This window comes from Pseudomonas sp. E315, from assembly GCF_055406205.1.
Map to the genome: position 1 here is coordinate 69,619 of NZ_JBUZPJ010000018.1, position 19,877 is coordinate 89,495.

A 19,877-nucleotide genomic window follows, 5' to 3' on the forward strand; every position below is an offset into this window, starting at 1 on the left:
CATGTAAGCAAATGCTTACATTTATTAAAAATGCGCTTCATCCAGCAAATACAAGGACTCACTCCCCGCACGAACACTGGCGCTCAATGAGTGGATACGCGGCAGCAAACGTGCGAAATAGAAGCGTGCCGTGCCCATTTTGCTGACGTAGAAGGCATCTTCGGCCTGTTTGCCAATGGCAGCCTTGGCCATCATCGCCCACATGTAGGCGTAGGCCGTGTAACCAAACACTTGCAGATATTCGACCGACGCCGCACCGATTTCATTTGGATTGTTTTTTGAGCAGTCCAACACCCAGGCAGTCAAGTCGTCGAGGTTATCCAGCGCGCTTGCCAACGGGCGGGTGAACTCTGCCAGCTCGCTGTCGGCCGAAGCAATGAACTGGCGAATTTCGTCAGCGAACAGGCGGTAGTAAACCCCGTTGTTGCCGACAATCTTGCGCCCCACCAAGTCCAGCGCTTGAATGCCGTTGGTGCCTTCGTAGATCTGAGTGATGCGAACATCACGCACCAATTGCTCCTGGCCCCACTCACGAATGTAGCCATGACCGCCAAACACTTGCTGACCATGAACGGTAGTTTCCAGCCCCAAATCGGTCAAAAAGGCTTTGGCCACCGGTGTCAGCAATGCCACTAGCGCATCGGCGCGATCACGGGCGCTCGCGTCTTCGCTGAACTTGGCGATGTCCAACTGATTGGCCACATACGTCGAGAATGCACGCCCACCTTCGTTGCTCGCTTTCATGGTCAACAACATGCGACGCACGTCTGGGTGAACAATAATCGGGTCGGCCACTTTGTCTTTGGCTTGAGCGCCTGTTGCCGCGCGACCTTGCAGGCGATCACGGGCATATTCCACAGCGTTCTGGTACGAGCGCTCGCCCGAGGCCAGCCCCTGAATGCCTACACCCAAGCGCTCGTAGTTCATCATGGTGAACATCGCCGCCAAACCGCGATTAGGTTCGCCCACCAAATAGCCAACCGCCTCGTCGAAGTTCATCACGCACGTGGCAGAGGCTTGAATACCCATTTTGTGTTCAATGGAACCGCAGTTCACCGGGTTGCGCTCGCCCAGGCTGCCGTCGGCATTTACCAGGTACTTGGGCACCAAAAACAGCGAAATTCCTTTCGGCCCTGCAGGCGCGTCAGGCAATTTGGCCAATACCAGATGGATGATGTTTTCAGTCAGATCGTGTTCGCCACCGGTGATAAAAATCTTGGTGCCGCTGACTTTGTACGATCCGTTCGCTTGGGGCTCGGCCTTGGTTCGGATAATCCCCAAGTCGGTGCCCGCATGGGGTTCGGTCAAGCACATAGAACCGGCCCACACGCCCGAGTACATATTTGGCAGGTAAATGGCTTTCAATTCTTCGCTGGCGTGGGCATTAATCGACACGCAAGCCCCGGCAGTCAGCATCGGGTACAAACCGAATGCGAGGCTCGAAGAGTTGATCATTTCTTCGACTTGGGCCGACACCGCTTTGGGCATGCCCATGCCGCCAAACTCAGGGTCGCCGCCTACGCCGACCCAGCCGCCTTCTGCATAAGTGCGATAAGCATCAAGGAAACCCGCCGGGGTGGTGACTGCACCGTTGTCCCAGTGACAGCCCTCTTCATCGCCGCTACGACTCAGCGGGGCGATACTTTTGGCGGTGACTTTGCCCGCTTCTTCAAGAATCGCCTCAACTGTTTCGGTGTCTACGGTCTGCGCCAACACAGGCAGTTGCGCCCAAAGTGTAGCGACCTCGAACACTTCATTGAGGACGAAACGCATATCACGCAGGGGCGCTTTGTAATCAGCCATGGCAAACCTCGCAATCACTAAACGATGAAGCCCAAACCGGGCCATTGGACGAATGGCGCCAGTCTAACTTAACAACACCAGCGATACATAGGGTCGACTCGTGACTAATATAAAGAAACCGGTCACGCGCTAGCGGCTGTATCTGCTGTACGCACCGCACCTCGTCGGGTTTGGCCATACGCAACCACGCAATTTCGGCCTGCGCTTTTGGCGGTGTAGAGCGCTTTGTCGGCGGCTTTAAGCACTTCTTCGGCAGTTCGCTGTTCAGGCATGCGCTCGGCCACACCAATACTCACCGTGACGGACACACTGCCTGCGCTCGCTGCGCCACGCCGTTGGCGACCTTGCTGATCATCCTGCGGGCGGCTGTCTTGGTTGCGTAGCTGAATATTGTAGGTAGCGATGGATTCACGCAGTGCATCCAGATGAGGCATACATTCATCCAGGGTTTTGCCTGCAAAGACCAACGCAAATTCTTCACCACCATAGCGATAAGCTCGACCGCCACCGCCCACCTTGGACAACTTGCTGGCAACCAACCGCAGCACTTGGTCACCGACATCATGGCCGTGGGTGTCGTTGAATTTTTTGAAGTGGTCAACATCGCTCATGGCCAAAACGTAATTTCGCCCCAAACGCTGCATGCGCTCATTCAACGCCCGACGCCCCGGCAAGCCAGTCAGCTCATCACGAAAGGCCATTTGATATGCCTCATGGGCAACTGCGGCCGCAATCATCAACATCACTTGGCTGCACATGATGTTCAGAGTGAACGGCAAGATGAAAGTCTTGGGCAACATCCAGAATACGCCCAGCAAGCCCACCAGTTGTGCGGCGTGCAGCGGCCTTGGGTTACGCCAGTATTGCCAGCCCAGCAGGGCGAAACCGACCAGAAAAACGGGGTACGACAACTGGATCAGGCTCATCCAACTGCCATGCAGCGCCGGCCAACGGATCTCCGCCAGCCAATTGAGCAGCGCTTGTGGATAACTTTGCTCAAGCCCCAGCGCCACACTGCTGAACGCCAAGAGCACAGCTGCACGCGCCACCATGTCCTGAAACAAGTGCGTGCGCTCCTCCCACGCCCCATACAAGACGTACAGCAGAGGCAACAACAAGCAACACAAATGAAAGATCACCGCAGCATCAGCGCGCACCTGACCATTGTCACGGTAGTAATCGGTCTGGGTGTCGAGCAAGAAGTAGGCGATGTACACCGTCACCATCAAAAACAATTCGCGCTGACGTCGATAAACAGCGCAGTAAGCGCCACCTAGCAACAGCACCAGCGTTGGCAGCACATTGAACAGTGAGGTGAAAAAGACGTTGAGGTCTTTGACGTATGCAGCCGCAAGCCCCGCTAACAGCAACAGTAATGACGGCAAAAAGTGACTAATACGTACAGCAGAGGGACGCGACAAAAGAAAGGCTCCGACCTGAACAACCAAGTAATGGCATTGTGCCTGCTTTTATCGCAGTTAAGCACACTTGGTGACATCCCGATCACCGCAGCCACAGCTTTTAACGGCTGAAAATGAATAAGCCTTAGTGATTTGCTCGGTTTTATTACGCACTGCTTTTATTTGTAGTCGTTGCCGCAAGCTAGGAGGGTCTGCACAGCGGGCCTATTGTTTTTCGGGCCTTTTCTCAGCCTTGGGCAGCGACTACAACATCACAACCCACCCAAACAAAAAAGCCGCTTCCCCCTAAGGAGAAGCGGCTTTTGAAGGTGACGCGCCGGGGCTTAGTAGCCCAGGTCGAAGTCTTCTTCTTTCATGTCCATCAGGTTGCTCGCGCCCGAGAGCATGGTCGCAACGTGCGTACGAGTGCGCGGCAGAATGCGCTGGAAGTAGAAGCGTGCTGTTTGCAGCTTGGCTTTATAGAAAGCCTCTTCCGACGTGCCAGCAGCTAATTTCTCAGCAGCCAGTCGTGCCATGTCTGCCCAGAAGTACGCCAAGCAGGCATAACCGGAATACATCAGGTAGTCGACCGAAGCCGCACCCACTTCTTCACGGTCTTTCATGGCCGCCATACCGACCTTCATGGTCAGCTCGCCCCACTCTTTGTTCAGTGCAGCCAATGGCTCGACAAACTCTTTGATCGCTTCGTTGCCTTCAGCGTTCTGACAGAACTTGTGCACGATTTTGGTGAAGCCCTTCAGAGCCTCGCCTTGAGTCATCAACACTTTGCGGCCCAGCAGGTCGAGTGCCTGAATGCCGGTAGTGCCTTCGTACAACATCGAAATACGGCTGTCGCGAACGTTCTGCTCCATGCCCCACTCGGAGATAAAGCCGTGGCCGCCGTAGATTTGAACGCCGTGGTTGGCAGACTCAAAACCGACTTCGGTCATGAACGCTTTAGCGATTGGCGTCATAAATGCCAGCAGCGCGTCAGCTTTCTTCTTCTCGTCTTCATCAACGCCGTACTTAACGATGTCGACTTGCTTAGCCGTGAAGTAAACCATCGCACGGTTGCCTTCGGCGAATGCCTTCATGGTCAACAGCATGCGACGCACATCTGGGTGAACAATGATCGGGTCAGCCGCTTTTTCAGGGGCTTTAGGGCCGGTCAGCGAGCGCATTTGCAGGCGGTCACGGGCGTATTTCAAGCCGCCCTGGAAACCGATTTCGGCGTGGGACAAACCTTGCAGCGCCGTGCCCAGACGAGCGGTGTTCATAAAGGTGAACATGCAGTTCAGGCCCTTGTTCGGCGGGCCGATCAGGAAACCTGTAGCGCCGTCGAAGTTCATTACGCAGGTGGCGTTACCGTGGATGCCCATTTTGTGCTCAAGGGAACCACAGCTCACCGCGTTGCGCTCACCGATGCTGCCATCAGCGTTTGGCATGAACTTAGGCACGATAAATAGCGAAATGCCTTTGGTACCTGCGGGGGCATCTGGCAGGCGGGCCAGTACGATGTGGACGATGTTGTCGGCCATGTCGTGTTCGCCGGCCGAGATGAAGATCTTGGTGCCGGACACTTTGTAAGAGCCATCAGCCTGAGGCTCGGCCTTGGTGCGCAACATGCCCAAGTCAGTACCGCAGTGCGATTCGGTCAAGCACATGGTGCCCGTCCATTCGCCGGTCACCAGCTTGGTCAGGTAAGTGTCTTGCTGTTCAGGTGTGCCGTGCTCGGAGATGGTGTTCATCGCACCATGAGACAAGCCTGGGTACATGCCCCACGACCAGTTGGCTTCGCCAACCATTTCGCTAACGGCCAGACCCAGCGACTCAGGCAGGCCTTGGCCGCCGTGTGCGACGTCGTGAGCCAGACTTGGCCAGCCGCCTTCAACAAACTGTTTGTAGGCTTCTTTAAAACCAGTAGGGGTTTTAACGCCAGACTCACTCCAGGTGCAGCCTTCGGTGTCACCCACACGGTTCAGCGGTGCCAGCACCTGCTCACAAAACTTGGCGCCTTCTTCAAGAATGGCGTCAACCATATCTGGAGTAGCGTCCTGGCAAGCCGGCAGGCTCTGATAATGCGCTTCGTAGCCGAGCAGCTCGTCACGAACGAAGCGAATATCACGCAAGGGGGCCTTGTAGTCAGGCATAGCGATAAACCTCTGCTGATGAATCCGGGGGATGAACAACCGCGTAGATTTGTTATTGCGGTCAAACAGGTGTTTGAAACATACGTTTACGCCCATTTGTTGTCAAGCAGCGCGATGGGACCATTCGTCCTTGCGTAACAGAAAGCCGGGCGAACAAAAACACACAGCCAAGTGGCCGTGTCAGGTCGGTGGATAAAGTGCGGGGCAGGCGCAACGACTACAAAATTGGCTGCGACAACCCGTAATCAGGCGTAGGTGTCGATCAAGGTGCCGACCATTTCATCGGCTGTTCTGACCACTTTGGCGCCAAGTTCGACTTGCGCCTTGCCTACAGACAAATCAGCTACATCGCTAGCAATGTCAGACAACTGGCTGCGGTCAACCGCACGCATGCGATTGACTTGAGTATCAGAGGATTGGCTGCTGACCGAACGCTCAACCGTGTTATTGGCAATTTGCCCGGCGGCTTGATCAACACGGTTCTGTCCGGCCTGAATCGTGCTCAGGCCCGCATAGAAAGCGGTACTTCCCGAAATCTCCATGGGCGACATCTACCTGTGTAGAGAGAATCAACGCTCATTGAAGCAGACCTACTGGCAAAAGGCCCGTTGAAAAGCCTAATGATTGCGCCGCCCTCAATAGCCAAACGCTAATCCAGCAGGTCCAGTTGCAGGTATTCGGCCACCGCTTGGGCTGACACAGACTTCAGTTTTGGCACTCGGCCCAAGCAGGGCGCGGGCAGCCGCTCGGCCAACGTGGCCAAGTTTTCTTCTAGCCGCGAGGTTTTTGAGTCAATGATATTGGCCACCCACCCCGCCAACTGCAGGCCATCTTGAGCGATGGCCTCGGCTGTCAGCAGCGCGTGGCTGATGCAGCCCAAACGCACACCCACGACCAGAATCACCGGCAAGTCCAACCCCCGCGCGACATCAGACAAACTGTCTTGATCTGACAACGGCACACGCCAACCGCCCGCCCCTTCAATCAAGGTGAAGTCTGCCTGCTTAGCCAACACCCGCCGCATGGGCGCCAGCAACGACGGCACGCTCAGCACCACACCCGCTTCGCGGGCTGCAATGTGCGGAGCGATAGGCGGCTCAAACGCCACCGGGTTCACTTCGTCATAGGTCAGTGGCACTGAACACTGCGCGATCAGGGCTAACGCATCGGCATTGCGCAAACCTTGAGGGGTTTGTTCGCACCCTGAGGCAACAGGTTTACCCGCAGCGGTACTCAACCCGGCATGGCGGGCGGCATACAGTAAGCCTGAGGCAATGGTGGTTTTGCCCACATCCGTGTCGGTGCCAGCAATGAAGTACGCGGGGCTCATAACGGTTTCTCCAAAATGCCATAGACCACCTGATACGTCGCCGGTAGCCCTTGAGGCTGACGAAACTGCTCATAAGCTGCAACCAACCCCTGAAGCCGCGACCTGCCGGTCAAGCCGTCGGGCCGACCGGGGTTAAGGTTGTGCGCGCCCAAGGCTTTAAGCTCATGGGTCAATTGGCGTAACTGCGGGTAGTGCAGCACATGGGGCTGACGCTGCAAGCTGAGCACCTTCAGCCCGCTACTCGCGCACAACTGCTGATAGGTGTCGAACTCACGAAAGCGATTGACGTGAACCTGACCATCAACCACTCGCCAACTGTCGCGCAGCTCACTCAAGGTGCCCACGCACAAGCTGGCAAATGCCAGCACCCCGCCGGGCTTAAGTACACGCAGAGCTTCGCTGAGCACCGCATCAAAGTCGGCACACCATTGCAACGCCAGGCTGGAGAACACCACATCACAGCTATTAGCACGTAACGGCAAACACTCGGCATCGCCCGCTATAAAATGCGTCGCACCGCCCAATGGCCGCGCATAAGCCAACATGCCTTGGGCGATGTCCAACGCCAGCCCTTCGCTGTGGGCAAATCGCTGGCCCAGTACGCGGCTGAAATACCCCGTGCCGCAACCTACATCCAGCCAGCGGCTGGGGTTCAAATGCTCAGGTAAGCGACTGATCAATTCAAAACCAACTGCCCGTTGCAGTTCAGCCACACTGTCATAGCTGGCGGCAGCTCGGGAGAATGAAACAGCCACCTGACGCTTGTCCGGCAGATGGCTGGCAAGGGGAACAGCGCTCAAATCAGTCATCACCCGACTCATGTAAAAAAGCCTGAATCGCGGCCGCCAATTCGTGGGGCGCTTCCAGTAAGAATGCGTGACAGGCCTGTTCAATCAGACCCACTTCAATATCAGGTAACAGTGCCAGCAGTGCATGGGCCGCTTCGGCAGGAACCAATCCATCTGTGCCTGCGAACAAATGCAGTTGCGGCCCATTGAACGCCTGTAGCGCTGGCCGCGTGTCCATTTGCTCAAGCAACTCCAACCCTGCCAGCAATGTTGAAAGCTGAGCTTTCGGCGCTCCACTCAACAACAACTGCGCCATTGGCCGCGGGTCGACCGCGCCTTGGGTACAGAGCAGAGAAAACCGTTTCAGGGTGGTATGGGGCGCATCACGAAAACCGCCGACAAAAGCCGCAAAGGTTTCGCTTGGCATCGCCGTGGGCCAATCGGGGCGGCTTACAAAACTCGGGTTGCTGGCCAGCGTCACAAGTCCGCAGCACCTGTCGGCACGGCGCGCTGCCAACTCACTGGCGAGCATGCCGCCTAATGACCAACCACCCAGCCAAACGTTGTCTGGCAATGTTGAATCGAGCTCATCGAGCCACTCATCCAGCTGCGCAGACTCCAGCACTGGCAGCGGCTCGATTTCGACCCGCAAATGTTCGTCCAGCCCACGTAGTGCAGCAGCCAATGGCTCTAACGGCGAGATGCCCAAACCCCAGCCGGGCAGCAAAATCAGACGGTCACGCATGGACGGGCTCCAGCTTGCGCCAACAATCATCGAGTGCGCTTAACAATAGCTGCACCTGGGCCTCTGTGTGAGCGGCCGACAACGTCACGCGCAAACGGGCGCTGTTCGCAGGCACAGTGGGCGGGCGAATCGCCGTCACTAATACACCGCGCTCGCGCAGCATGTTGGACATGCGAATTGCCCGATCACTGTCGCCAATCATGATGGGTTGGATCGGGGTAAAACTGTCCATCAGTTGCAAGCCGATCTGCTCGGCGCCACGACGAAACTGCGCAATCAGACGGTTCAAGTGTTCACGCCGCCAATGCTCGCTGCGCAGCAATTCAAGGCTTTTTAGAGTGGCGCACGCCAACGCAGGCGGTTGGCTGGTGGTGTAAATGTAAGGTCGGGCGAACTGGATCAAACTCTCGATCAGCTCTTCGCTACCCGCCACAAACGCACCGCTGGTGCCGAACGCCTTGCCCAAAGTGCCAACCAACACGGGCACATCCTGCGCAGTCAAACCAAAGTGCTCAACAATGCCACCGCCATTGGCCCCCAGCGGGCCAAAACCGTGGGCGTCATCAACCATCAGCCAAGCACCTTTGGCCTTGGCCTCACGGGCCAAAGCCGGCAAGTCCGCCAAGTCGCCGTCCATGCTGAACACGCCATCAGTGACCACCAGCGTGTTGGCGCAAGCCTTCTCTAAGCGCTTGCTCAAACTGGCCGCGTCGTTGTGCAGATAACGACTGAAACGCGCGCCGCTTAACAAACCTGCATCGAGCAAAGAAGCGTGATTGAGCCGGTCTTCGAGCACCGTATCGCCTTGGCCCACCAAGGCTGTCACTGCGCCCAAATTGGCCATGTAGCCATTGCTGAACAACAGCGCACGCGGGCGGCCAGTGAACTCGGCCAAAGCTTCTTCAAGTGCGTGATGGGGGCGGCTGTGGCCGATAACCAAATGTGAAGCGCCGCCGCCCACGCCCCAACGCGAAGCCCCGGCTTGCCAAGCCTCAATCACCTGCGGGTGATTCGCCAAGCCCAGATAATCGTTATTACAAAAGGCCAATAACGGCTGGCCGTCGACCACCACCTGCGGCCCTTGCGGGCTTTCAAGCAGCGGGCGCTGGCGATACAAATGGTCGGCACGACGGGCGGCCAAGCGAGCATTTAAATCAAAAGACATTGTGTAAAAGCCTCTTGTAGTCGCTGCCGCCGGCTGCGACTACAAAAACTACGTGGTTTAGACCGCTGCGTTGTAGAACTGCTCGCTGGACTTTTGCTCGATCAGGGCTTGCTCAATGGCGGCCTGATGCACTTCGTCGGCGTGCTCTTCGCGGGCTTCGGGCAAGATGCCCAACCGGGCAAACAACTGCATGTCTTTATCTGCCTGAGGGTTGGCAGTGGTCAGCAGTTTGTCGCCGTAAAAAATCGAGTTGGCGCCCGCCAAGAACGCCAGCGCCTGCATTTGCTCGTTCATCGCTTCACGCCCCGCCGACAGCCGCACATGGCTCTGAGGCATCATGATTCGCGCGACTGCCAGCATGCGGATGAAGTCAAACGGGTCAACATCTTCTGCATTTTCCATTGGCGTACCGGCCACCTTGACCAGCATGTTGATCGGCACCGACTCAGGATGCTCAGGCAAGTTGGCCAGTTGGATCAGCAAATTGGCGCGATCATCCAACGACTCGCCCATACCCAAAATGCCGCCCGAACAAATTTTCATCCCGGCATCGCGCACGTAACTCAGGGTTTGCAAGCGCTCGCTGTAGGTGCGCGTGGTGATGATGCTGGTGTAAAACTCAGGCGAGGTGTCGAGGTTGTGGTTGTAGTAATCAAGCCCGGCGTGGGCCAGCGCTGCTGTTTGCTCCTGATCGAGCTTGCCCAGGGTCATGCAGGTTTCAAGGCCCATCGCCTTCACCCCTTGAACCATCTGCAGCACGTAGGGCATGTCCTTGGCGGACGGATGCTTCCACGCTGCCCCCATACAAAAGCGTGTTGCGCCAATCGCTTTGGCCCGAGCGGCTTCTTCAAGCACCGCCTGCACTTGCATTAGCTTCTCTTTGGCCAACCCCGTGTTGTAGTGCCCCGACTGCGGACAATATTTGCAATCTTCTGGGCAAGCGCCGGTTTTGATCGAAAGCAGCGTCGAAACTTGCACCCGATTGGCATCGAAATGCGCGCGGTGAACGGTCTGCGCCTGGAATAACAGGTCATTGAACGGCTGGACGAACATCGCCCGAACTTCGGCTAAAGACCAATCATGTCGCAAGTTGGCAAAGGTGCTGGCGCTCATCGGCGTATCTCTTGTTTATGCTTTGACTTGAACCTGAAGCCAACGCTTCAGGCACGGCACGGATGCCCGGCATATTTAAGGATGCAACATGAGCTGTCAACCACAATGGATAAAGCAGGTTTACAACTGGCTATTTAATAACCAGCACTGTTTGCTCTGCGACGAAGCTACCGATACCTCTCTACCCATCTGCTCGCCGTGCGAACTTGAACTGCCTTGGCTGGGAGATTGCTGCCAGTGCTGCGCATTACCACTGCCCATGACCGGCCTGATCTGCGGTCATTGCCTCAAGCAACCACCTGCATTTCATACCGTGCATGCCCCTTGGGTTTATGGGTTTGCCGTCGACAGCCTGATCATTCGCTTCAAACACAACAGCAAATGGCCCTATGGACGACTTTTAGCCGATCTTCTCAGCCAATCATTGCTTGATCGTTTCAATTGTGGCGAAAAGCGCCCCGATCTTTTATTGCCGGTGCCGCTCTCTGTGCAGCGCCTGCGTCAACGCGGCTACAACCAGGCCGCGATGCTCGGACAATGGCTGCAACAGAGCCTCAACATTCCCTGCAATGATCAATGGCTGATGCGCGTCCTCGACACTCCCGCCCAGCAAGCCCTCGATGCTAAAACGCGCAAACGCAACCTGCTGCAAGCCTTCAGTTTGTCGCCCACAGCGCAGGTCGCAGGGTTGCACATTGCTTTGGTCGATGACGTGCTGACCACCGGCGCCACGGCACAAAGCCTCGCTCGCCTGTTGCTCAAGGCCGGGGCACAGCGCGTTGATGTGTATTGCCTTGCACGCACACCCAAGCCCGATGGGCCGCCTTGACGGCACGGTGTTGAGCAGGCACTTTCCGGGGCTCAACTCGCCTGCGAATCACGCCGCCATGCCGTTACCGACTTTGCTGACGCAACACATCGTTCGCCGCCCACACCGTATTGCGCTGCTGCAACACATTGCCGAGCAAGGTTCCATCACCCAAGCCGCCAAAAGCGCAGGCATGAGTTACAAAGCTGCGTGGGACGCCATCGATGAGCTGAACAATCTGGCGCAAACCCCGCTGGTCGAACGCAGTATCGGCGGCAAAGGCGGCGGCGGTGCGCGGTTGTCAGTGGCAGGCGAGCGAGTGCTGCGCCTTTATCAACGCTTGCAGCAGTTACAAAGCCAAGTGTTGGAGGCAACCGAAGACACCGAAGACCTCGGCTTGCTGAGCCGGTTAATGCTCCGAACCAGCGCCCGCAACCAATTGCACGGCACCGTTCAAACGATCACAAGCAGTGGTCACAACGACCTGATCCGTCTTGAACTGGCGGGCGGGCTGACACTTGATGCGCAAATTACCCGCGACAGCACTCAGCGACTGGAGCTGGCGGTTGGCGCTCATGTGGTGGCGTTGATCAAAGCCGGGTGGCTGCAATTGTTTGGCGCAGAACAAACTGCCAGCCCTGATCACAATGTCTTGAGCGGAATAATCGACCAGATCCTGCACGCGGAGAACGGCCCCAGCGAAGTCCGCATCAGCCTGCCTAACGGCCAAATTTTATGCGCACTGACAGAGCCGCAACAGCTCGAAACACTCGGTTTAATAATCGCCAGCCCAGTCCTTGTGCAGTTCGCGCCCTCGCTGGTGTTGCTCGGCACACAGGTGTAGCCACCTGCCTGGCTCTACTCGTCAAGGCTACGCAGGCCGTGCCCTTCGTGGGAGTTGCCAAAGGCTGCGATCTTTTGATTTTCAAAAGCAAGAACGCTGCCTGAAACATCCCTGTCACACCGGCTGATTAAGGTAACTGCCAAAACAGTCGCGAGCTAAGCCTGATATGCACCTATTAGAAGAAGAACAATCCACCGACCTTGAGCAGATCATTGGCCTGAGTCGTCGTGGCTTTATCAGCGCTGGCGCCTTGTGCGGTGCCGCTATGTTTCTGGGCGGTAATCTGTTGAGCCGCAGTGCGCTGGCCGCCAGTGTGAACGCTGCGTCCAGCCACTTGCTGGGTTTTGACGGCATTGGTGCCGCCACCACCGACACCCTCACGTTGCCACCCGGCTATCGCTCATCGGTATTGATCAGTTGGGGTCAACCGCTCACTGTCGGCGGCCCGGCGTTTGATCCCAGCGGTAATGGCAGCGCCAAAGCCCAAGAAGTGCAGTTCGGCGACAACAACGATGGCATGAGCCTGTTTGCGTTTCCTGACGACCCGAACCGCGCGCTTATGGCGATCAACAACGAATACACCAACTATCGCTACCTTTACGCTCACGGGGGCTTGCCCACGAACGCCGAAGACGTTCACAAAGCTCAAGCCAGCGAAGGCGTGTCTGTGATCGAGATTCGACGTAAAGGTGACGTCTGGCACTTTGTACAAGGCTCACCTTTTAACCGTCGCATCCACGGCAACACCCCCATCCGCCTCAGCGGCCCCGCGCAAGGTCATGCGCTGATGCGCACCCAAGCCGACAGCACGGGTTCACGGGTATTGGGCACGTTCCAAAACTGCGCCAACGGCAAAACACCGTGGGGCACTTATCTGACCTGTGAAGAGAACTTCACTGATTGCTTTGGCAGCTCAAACCCTGCGCAAGCCTTCGACGCCGCCCAAAAACGCTATGGCCCCGTAGCTGCCAGCAAAGAAATCAATTGGCACCTGCACGACCCGCGCTTCGATTTGGCGGTTAACCCCAACGAACTTAACCGCCACGGCTGGGTTGTCGAAATCGACCCTTTCGACCCGCAATCCATGCCCGTCAAACGCACTGCGCTGGGCCGCTTCAAACACGAAAATGCCGCTCTGGCACAAACCGATGATGGCCACGCAGTGGTTTACATGGGCGACGACGAGCGCGGGGAGTTCATCTACAAGTTCATCAGTCGCGACAAAATTGACGCGCAAAACCCCAAGGCCAACCGCGACCTGCTGGACCACGGCACGCTCTATGTCGCACGCTTTGACGCGGGCGACCACAACCCTGACCGATCCAAGGGTCAAGGCCAATGGATTGAACTGAGCCACGGCAAAAATGGTATCGACGCCAGCAACGGCTTCGCCAACCAGGCCGAGGTGCTTATTCATGCACGTCTGGCAGGCAGCGTGGTTAACGCCACTCGCATGGATCGCCCGGAATGGATCGTCGTCAGCCCCAAGGACGGTCAGGTGTATTGCACCCTCACCAACAACGTAAAGCGCGGCGAAGACGGGCAACCTGTTGGCGGCCCCAACCCCCGGGAAAAGAACGTGTACGGGCAGATCCTGCGCTGGAAAGCCCACAACGGCGATCATGGCGCGCACACCTTCGATTGGGACTTGTTTGTGGTGGCGGGCAACCCGGTCGTGCATGCCAAACAGCCCAAAGGCGGCTCGGCCAACATCACACCGCACAACATGTTCAACAGCCCGGATGGCATGGGCTTTGATGACGCCGGACGTTTGTGGATTTTGACCGACGGCGATGTCAGCAATACCGGCGACTTCGCCGGAATGGGCAACAACCAAATGCTCTGTGCCGACCCCGACACCGGCGAAATCCGGCGATTTATGGTTGGGCCTGTGGGGTGCGAAGTCACAGGCATCAGCTTCTCGCCCGACCAGAAAACCCTGTTTGTTGGCATCCAGCACCCCGGCGAAAATGGCGGCTCCACCTTCCCTGAGCACTTGCCCAACGGCAAGCCGCGCTCCTCAGTGATGGCCATCAGCCGCGAAGATGGCGGCATCATCGGCGCTTAAGCATCAGGCGGTGCGGCCTGCGATTTTTGAACTTTAAAAAGATCACAGGCTGCGCCAGCTCCTATCGGGTTTGTGCGTTAACATGCTTGGCCGGACGCGGCAGCCTGCTGCGCGCAGGAGTCAGCATGTCTCATCCGTTTGCAACACTTACCCCCGATCTGGTGCTCGACGCTGTCGAAAGCATCGGTTTTCTCAGCGACGCCCGCGTGCTCGCGCTCAACAGCTACGAAAACCGTGTGTATCAGGTCGGTATCGAAGACTCGGAGCCGCTGATCGCCAAATTCTATCGGCCGCAGCGCTGGACCAACGAAGCGATTCTCGAAGAGCACCGCTTTACCTTTGAGTTGGCCGACTGCGAAGTTCCGGTCGTGGCCCCGATGATTCACAACGGCCAAAGCTTGTTCGAGCACGAAGGCTTTCGCTTCACGCTGTTTCCTCGTCGTGGCGGCCGTGCGCCAGAGCCCGGCAATCTCGATCAGTTGTATCGCTTGGGCCAGTTGCTGGGGCGACTGCACGCTGTGGGCTCGACCAAACCGTTTGAGCACCGCGAAGCGCTGGGGGTTAAAAACTTCGGCCATGACTCACTCGCCACGCTGCTTGAAGGCAACTTCATCCCTCGCGGCCTACTCCCGGCCTACGAGTCAGTGGCACGTGATCTGCTCAAGCGTGTCGAAGATGTGTACGCCGCTACCCCGCACACCAACATCCGCATGCACGGCGATTGCCACCCCGGCAACATGATGTGCCGCGACGAGGTGTTTCATATCGTCGATCTCGACGACTGCCGCATGGGCCCGGCGGTTCAGGACTTATGGATGATGCTGGCCGGTGATCACCAGGAACGTCTGAGCCAGTTGTCTGAATTAATGGACGGCTACAGTGAGTTTCATGACTTCAACCCGCGGGAACTGGCGCTGATTGAACCTTTGCGCGCCCTACGCCTGATGCACTACAGCGCGTGGCTGGCCCGACGCTGGGACGACCCGGCATTCCCACACAGTTTTCCGTGGTTTGGCAGCGAACGCTATTGGGGCGATCAAGTGCTGGCCTTGCGCGAACAGTTGTCGGCACTCAATGAAGAACCTCTAAAGCTGTTCTAGCCCCTGTAGTCGCTGCCGCAAGTTACGAAGGGTTGCAACGCAACCTGTTTCTTGAATGCCCTGTAGCCTTTATCGCAGCCTGCGGCAGCGACTACACTGCCAGCCTCATTCGCCCACAGCACACGACACTTCTACAAAACCTGCTTACACTCTCAGGCCTCTTCTGTTTCTGTTAGATGCCTAAGCAAGGACTCCCCCATGCAAGCCGCCAACCCGCGTCGCGGGTACATTTTGGGCCTGAGCGCCTACATCATCTGGGGACTGTTCCCGCTTTACTTCAAGCTTCTTGCCAGCGTCCCCGCCGCAGAAATCATCGTTAACCGTGTGCTGTGGTCAGCGCTGTTTGGCTCACTGCTGCTGATGGTCTGGAAACACCCCGGCTGGTGGCGTGAACTGCGGGAAAACCCCAAACGCTTGGGCGTGCTGACCATCAGCGGCCTGTTGATTGCGGGCAATTGGTTAACGTACGTGTGGGCGGTGAATAACGACCGCATGGTCGAAGCCAGCTTGGGTTACTACATCAACCCATTGGTGAGCGTGTTACTCGGCATGTTGCTACTGGGCGAGCGCCTGCGCCGCTTGCAATGGCTTGCTGTGGGGTTGGCCGTTTTGGGCGTGGCGCAGCAGGTGTGGCAAATCGGGAGCCTGCCTTGGGTGTCGCTGGCACTGGCGATAACCTTCGGTTTTTACGGGCTGATCCGTAAACAGGCACCCGTCCAAGCGCTGCCTGGGCTGGTCGTCGAAACCTGGATTTTAGTGCCCATCGCCCTCGGCTGGCTGCTGATGCACCCCAACGCCAACACTGCTAATGCCCAATTTTGGACCAGTTCCGAGGCATGGTTGCTGGTCGCCGCAGGCCCCGCCACGCTGATCCCACTGGTGTGTTTTAACACTGCCGCTCGGCATTTGCCCTACACCACACTAGGCTTCATGCAGTATCTAGCGCCGACCTTGGTGCTTATTCAGGCAGTGCTGTTGTTTGGCGAACACCTGTCATCCAGCACCGTGGTGGCGCTTGCCTTTATCTGGGCGGGCTTGGTGGTGTACAGCATTGATGCGTGGCTCAACATGCGTCGCCGCGACTGATCAAAAAACGAACAGCAGGTTGTACGCCACACAGCGTATGGCCTGTAGCGTATGGCCTGTAGCGTTTGTTCCAAAGGTTATCCACAGGCGCATGCAGTGTTTCGTGGGATAACCTATAGCGCTATTGTTCTGTGCGTAACTTAAGGTCGACCAGCAGCTCATCGGCCAAGGTTTCCAGCCGCTCACGTAAAACTTGCAGTGAAAGCGTCAGCGGTACGGCCAAAATGGCCTCGGCATGAAACAACGGCTCGTTGCTCATGGGAGCAGGCGTAACGTATGTCAACAGCCGCTCCAGATTGACGTCATGCTCGGCCAGCACCCGCGTGATGTCACGCACAATGCCGGGCCGGTCATTACCGACCAATTCCATAGTGACGGGCTTCCACGTGCAGGACTGCTCAATGCCACTTTCGGCGACCACTACCCGAATCCCTTCAGCGGCCAGACTTTGCAATGCTTTGAGCATCTCGTCATAGGTTTCGGCGGGCACGCCCACGCGCAAAATACCGGCAAACTGCCCAGCCATGCGCGCCATACGGCTCTCCAGCCAATTACCGCCATGATCGGCGATACACCGTGCAATACGTTCCACTTGGCCTGCCTTGTCAGGGGCAAAGACCGTAATCACAAGATGGTTCATGGCGGCACACTCTTGTTAAGGGTCGATTGAGTATAGGTCGCCACCACGAACCTGTAGTTACTGCCCAAGGCTGCGAAAGATTACGGAACACCCCGTCTCTTGAAGGCCCAGCGGTCTTTATCGCAGCCTTCGGCAGCGACTGCACAGGTCAGACCAAGGCCCGCGCCACGACAAATTGTGTACTGTTTTTAGAATTATCTGGAACAAGCCGTGCATTTCTTGAGAACATCCCGTACTTCTACGTGACCGATAGTCAAAAATCGGTCGAAGAACGACGTGATTAGTCTGATTTTCACATCTGCAATTGATCATGTAGTATGCCGCAGCGACCACTACATAATTTGTCACAGGGTCGGTCAAGGCGTCTGCTATACCCGTACAACCCCGCCAGCATGAGCTAACGCGGTGTTTTAAGAAGCGCTCCAGGCTTTAAATAAAAATGAGTGAGGCAAGCAATGACTGAACACGTTCAAGTCGGTGGCCTGCAGGTCGCCAAAGTCCTGTTCGACTTCGTAAACAACGAAGCCATTCCCGGTACCGGCCTTAATGCCGACCAGTTCTGGGCCGGTGCCGATAAGGTTATTCATGACCTGGCACCCAAGAACAAAGCACTGCTCGCCAAACGCGATGATTTGCAGGCGCGGATCGACGCCTGGCACCAGGCTCAGGCCGGCAAGGCCCATGACGCCGTGGCTTACAAGGCCTTCCTACAAGATATTGGGTATCTGCTGCCAGAAGCTGCGGATTTCCAGGCAACGACGCAAAACGTCGATGACGAAATCGCTCGCATGGCTGGCCCACAGTTGGTGGTGCCTGTCATGAATGCGCGCTTTGCCCTCAACGCCTCGAACGCTCGCTGGGGTTCGCTGTATGACGCGTTGTATGGCACCGATGCCATCAGCGAAGCCGATGGCGCGGAAAAAGGTAAAGGCTATAACAAGGTGCGCGGCGACAAAGTGATCGCCTTCGCCCGTGCCTTTCTGGACGAAGCTGCGGCCTTGGCCAGCGGCTCCCACGTTGACTCCACAAGCTACGCCATTGTCGGCGGCGCCTTGCAGGTCACACTCAAGGGCGGTGCAACTACAGGCCTGCGCGATACCGCACAACTGATCGGTTACCACGGCGATGCTGCGGCCCCGACTGCCGTGTTGGTCAAACACAACGGCCTGCACTTTGAAATTCAGATCGACGCGGCCAGCCCAATCGGCCAGACCGACGCCGCTGGCGTCAAAGACGTTCTGATGGAAGCCGCACTGACCACCATCATGGACTGCGAAGACTCCGTGGCGGCTGTTGATGCTGACGACAAAGTGGTGATCTACCGCAACTGGCTCGGCCTGATGAAAGGCGACCTGAGCGAGCAAGTGTCCAAGGGCGGCCAAACTTTCACCCGCACCATGAATCCGGATCGTGAATACACCGCACCTAGCGGCGGCACCGTCAGCCTGCATGGCCGCTCGTTGTTGTTCGTGCGTAACGTGGGTCACTTGATGACCATTGACGCCATCGTCGACAAACACGGTAACGAAGTGCCCGAAGGCATTCTCGATGGGCTGATCACAAGCCTTGCTGCGGTGCACAGCCTGAACGGCAACAACACCCGTAAAAACAGCCGCACCGGTTCGGTTTATATCGTAAAACCGAAAATGCACGGCCCTGAAGAAGCGGCGTTCACTAACGAGCTGTTCGGGCGCATTGAAGACGTGCTGGCCTTGGCGCGCAACACCCTCAAAGTCGGGATCATGGACGAGGAGCGTCGCACCACCATTAACCTCAAGGCGTGCATCAAAGCCGCCAGCGAGCGTGTGGTGTTCATCAATACGGGCTTCCTTGACCGCACGGGCGATGAGATTCACACCTCGATGGAGGCTGGGCCGATGGTGCGCAAGGCCGACATGAAGTCTGAAAAGTGGATTTCAGCCTACGAAAACAACAACGTCGATGTGGGCTTGAGCACTGGCCTACAAGGACGTGCGCAAATCGGTAAAGGCATGTGGGCAATGCCTGACTTGATGGCCGCCATGCTGGAGCAAAAAATCGCTCACCCGCTGGCCGGTGCCAACACCGCTTGGGTTCCGTCGCCAACGGCGGCTGCATTGCACGCGCTGCACTACCACAAGGTAGACGTGTTCGCCCGTCAAGCCGAACTGGCCAAGCGTGCTCATGCCTCGGTCGACGATATTCTGACCATCCCGCTGGCCGTTAACCCGCAGTGGACGGCTGAGCAAATCCAGAACGAACTGGACAACAACTCGCAGGGCATTCTGGGCTACGTGGTGCGCTGGATCGACCAGGGCGTAGGTTGCTCGAAGGTGCCAGACATCAACGACATCGGCCTGATGGAAGACCGAGCGACGTTGCGTATCTCCAGTCAGCACATCGCCAACTGGCTGCGTCACGGCATCGTCAGCGAAACTCAAGTCATGGAAAGCCTCAAGCGCATGGCCCCCGTAGTAGACCGCCAAAACGCCAATGACGCGCTGTACCGTCCATTGGCGCCAAACTTCGACAGCAACATCGCCTTTCAGGCGGCGGTCGAACTGGTGATCGAAGGGACCAAGCAGCCTAATGGCTATACCGAGCCTGTGTTGCACCGTCGTCGTCGCGAATTCAAAGCCAAAAATGGCCTGTGAATAAGCGCTAACGCCCGCTAAACAAAAAGCCCTGATCATCGACGATGGTCAGGGCTTTTTTGTTCATGTGCTGCGGTGTGTCAGGTGTATGGGGTGGCCAAGCGTCCGATCGCAGCCTTCGGCAGCTCCTACAAAAGCCGGGATAACCGCCAATCCCCTGTAGGAGCTGACAAGGTACGCAGGCTGCGATCGGCTGCGCAGCAG

Annotated in this window: 16 protein-coding genes; 6 read left to right on the top strand and 10 right to left on the bottom strand. The window is 57.1% G+C overall.

Annotated elements, in window-relative coordinates; genetic code table 11:
• Positions 1-24 precede the first annotated feature (24 nt).
• From ACZRJQ_RS20315 to bioB, 9 genes are all read right to left on the bottom strand, one after another.
• A complete protein-coding gene (locus ACZRJQ_RS20315) occupies positions 25-1,803 on the bottom strand; it encodes an acyl-CoA dehydrogenase C-terminal domain-containing protein (RefSeq protein WP_463980091.1) in 1,779 nt (592 codons plus the stop codon).
• A gap of 122 nt (positions 1,804-1,925) precedes the next feature.
• Positions 1,926-3,224, bottom strand: coding sequence for a GGDEF domain-containing protein (locus ACZRJQ_RS20320; RefSeq protein WP_463980092.1), 1,299 nt, complete (start codon positions 3,222-3,224; stop codon positions 1,926-1,928).
• A 323-nt stretch (positions 3,225-3,547) separates the two neighbouring features.
• Positions 3,548-5,353 carry a phenylacyl-CoA dehydrogenase gene (locus ACZRJQ_RS20325; protein ID WP_463980093.1) on the bottom strand — a complete coding sequence of 602 codons (1,806 nt, stop codon included), beginning with the start codon at positions 5,351-5,353 and terminating at the stop codon, positions 3,548-3,550.
• A gap of 245 nt (positions 5,354-5,598) precedes the next feature.
• The gene (locus tag ACZRJQ_RS20330) at positions 5,599-5,895 is read right to left on the bottom strand and encodes a pyrroloquinoline quinone biosynthesis protein PqqE (RefSeq protein ID WP_463980094.1); all 297 of its coding nucleotides are present in this window, start codon (positions 5,893-5,895) and stop codon (positions 5,599-5,601) included.
• A gap of 107 nt (positions 5,896-6,002) precedes the next feature.
• On the bottom strand, positions 6,003-6,683 hold the full coding sequence (gene bioD / locus ACZRJQ_RS20335; RefSeq protein ID WP_463980095.1) for a dethiobiotin synthase: 681 nt from the start codon (positions 6,681-6,683) through the stop codon (positions 6,003-6,005).
• Positions 6,680-7,492 carry a malonyl-ACP O-methyltransferase BioC gene (gene bioC / locus ACZRJQ_RS20340; protein ID WP_463980096.1) on the bottom strand — a complete coding sequence of 271 codons (813 nt, stop codon included), beginning with the start codon at positions 7,490-7,492 and terminating at the stop codon, positions 6,680-6,682. The genes bioD and bioC overlap by 4 nt, the downstream gene beginning before the upstream one ends.
• Complete coding sequence (locus ACZRJQ_RS20345) at positions 7,485-8,216, bottom strand: alpha/beta fold hydrolase (RefSeq protein ID WP_463980097.1); 732 nt, start codon at positions 8,214-8,216, stop codon at positions 7,485-7,487. The genes bioC and ACZRJQ_RS20345 overlap by 8 nt, the downstream gene beginning before the upstream one ends.
• Positions 8,209-9,381 (bottom strand): 8-amino-7-oxononanoate synthase, encoded by a 1,173-nt coding sequence (gene bioF, locus ACZRJQ_RS20350; protein WP_463980098.1) that lies wholly within the window; start codon positions 9,379-9,381, stop codon positions 8,209-8,211. Before bioF ends, ACZRJQ_RS20345 begins: the two co-directional genes overlap by 8 nt.
• Positions 9,382-9,438: 57 nt before the next feature.
• Positions 9,439-10,494: a biotin synthase BioB gene (gene bioB / locus ACZRJQ_RS20355; RefSeq protein WP_463980099.1), complete on the bottom strand. Its 1,056-nt coding sequence runs from the start codon at positions 10,492-10,494 to the stop codon at positions 9,439-9,441.
• Between the two features lie 88 nt (positions 10,495-10,582).
• Between bioB and ACZRJQ_RS20360 the strand changes: the two genes are divergently transcribed.
• The 5 genes from ACZRJQ_RS20360 (at position 10,583) to rarD (ending at position 16,400) form a co-directional block, all read left to right on the top strand.
• Positions 10,583-11,323 carry a ComF family protein gene (locus ACZRJQ_RS20360; RefSeq protein WP_463980100.1) on the top strand — a complete coding sequence of 247 codons (741 nt, stop codon included), beginning with the start codon at positions 10,583-10,585 and terminating at the stop codon, positions 11,321-11,323.
• 58 nt (positions 11,324-11,381) lie between these two features.
• Positions 11,382-12,146 carry a TOBE domain-containing protein gene (locus ACZRJQ_RS20365; RefSeq protein WP_463980107.1) on the top strand — a complete coding sequence of 255 codons (765 nt, stop codon included), beginning with the start codon at positions 11,382-11,384 and terminating at the stop codon, positions 12,144-12,146.
• Between the two features lie 166 nt (positions 12,147-12,312).
• Positions 12,313-14,214 (top strand): PhoX family protein, encoded by a 1,902-nt coding sequence (locus tag ACZRJQ_RS20370; RefSeq protein WP_463980101.1) that lies wholly within the window; start codon positions 12,313-12,315, stop codon positions 14,212-14,214.
• A 125-nt stretch (positions 14,215-14,339) separates the two neighbouring features.
• Positions 14,340-15,314 carry a serine/threonine protein kinase gene (locus ACZRJQ_RS20375; RefSeq protein ID WP_463980102.1) on the top strand — a complete coding sequence of 325 codons (975 nt, stop codon included), beginning with the start codon at positions 14,340-14,342 and terminating at the stop codon, positions 15,312-15,314.
• Between the two features lie 198 nt (positions 15,315-15,512).
• Complete coding sequence (gene rarD, locus ACZRJQ_RS20380) at positions 15,513-16,400, top strand: EamA family transporter RarD (RefSeq protein WP_463980103.1); 888 nt, start codon at positions 15,513-15,515, stop codon at positions 16,398-16,400.
• A gap of 121 nt (positions 16,401-16,521) precedes the next feature.
• Here the strand turns inward: rarD and ACZRJQ_RS20385 are convergent, their stop codons facing one another.
• On the bottom strand, positions 16,522-17,040 hold the full coding sequence (locus tag ACZRJQ_RS20385; RefSeq protein WP_463980104.1) for a glycine cleavage system transcriptional repressor: 519 nt from the start codon (positions 17,038-17,040) through the stop codon (positions 16,522-16,524).
• A 455-nt stretch (positions 17,041-17,495) separates the two neighbouring features.
• Between ACZRJQ_RS20385 and ACZRJQ_RS20390 the strand changes: the two genes are divergently transcribed.
• On the top strand, positions 17,496-19,673 hold the full coding sequence (locus tag ACZRJQ_RS20390) for a malate synthase G (RefSeq protein WP_463980105.1): 2,178 nt from the start codon (positions 17,496-17,498) through the stop codon (positions 19,671-19,673).
• The last annotated feature ends 204 nt before the right edge of the window (positions 19,674-19,877 follow it).

Coding starts and splice junctions, on each gene's coding strand:
- ACZRJQ_RS20315 (WP_463980091.1), bottom strand. CDS start 1,803: ATGGCTGATTACAAAGCGCCCCTGCGTGATATGCGTTTCGTCCTCAAT.
- ACZRJQ_RS20325 (WP_463980093.1), bottom strand. CDS start 5,353: ATGCCTGACTACAAGGCCCCCTTGCGTGATATTCGCTTCGTTCGTGAC.
- ACZRJQ_RS20330 (WP_463980094.1), bottom strand. CDS start 5,895: ATGGAGATTTCGGGAAGTACCGCTTTCTATGCGGGCCTGAGCACGATT.
- bioD (WP_463980095.1), bottom strand. CDS start 6,683: ATGAGCCCCGCGTACTTCATTGCTGGCACCGACACGGATGTGGGCAAA.
- bioC (WP_463980096.1), bottom strand. CDS start 7,492: ATGACTGATTTGAGCGCTGTTCCCCTTGCCAGCCATCTGCCGGACAAG.
- ACZRJQ_RS20345 (WP_463980097.1), bottom strand. CDS start 8,216: ATGCGTGACCGTCTGATTTTGCTGCCCGGCTGGGGTTTGGGCATCTCG.
- bioF (WP_463980098.1), bottom strand. CDS start 9,381: ATGTCTTTTGATTTAAATGCTCGCTTGGCCGCCCGTCGTGCCGACCAT.
- bioB (WP_463980099.1), bottom strand. CDS start 10,494: ATGAGCGCCAGCACCTTTGCCAACTTGCGACATGATTGGTCTTTAGCC.
- ACZRJQ_RS20360 (WP_463980100.1), top strand. CDS start 10,583: ATGAGCTGTCAACCACAATGGATAAAGCAGGTTTACAACTGGCTATTT.
- ACZRJQ_RS20365 (WP_463980107.1), top strand. CDS start 11,382: ATGCCGTTACCGACTTTGCTGACGCAACACATCGTTCGCCGCCCACAC.
- ACZRJQ_RS20370 (WP_463980101.1), top strand. CDS start 12,313: ATGCACCTATTAGAAGAAGAACAATCCACCGACCTTGAGCAGATCATT.
- ACZRJQ_RS20375 (WP_463980102.1), top strand. CDS start 14,340: ATGTCTCATCCGTTTGCAACACTTACCCCCGATCTGGTGCTCGACGCT.
- rarD (WP_463980103.1), top strand. CDS start 15,513: ATGCAAGCCGCCAACCCGCGTCGCGGGTACATTTTGGGCCTGAGCGCC.
- ACZRJQ_RS20385 (WP_463980104.1), bottom strand. CDS start 17,040: ATGAACCATCTTGTGATTACGGTCTTTGCCCCTGACAAGGCAGGCCAA.
- ACZRJQ_RS20390 (WP_463980105.1), top strand. CDS start 17,496: ATGACTGAACACGTTCAAGTCGGTGGCCTGCAGGTCGCCAAAGTCCTG.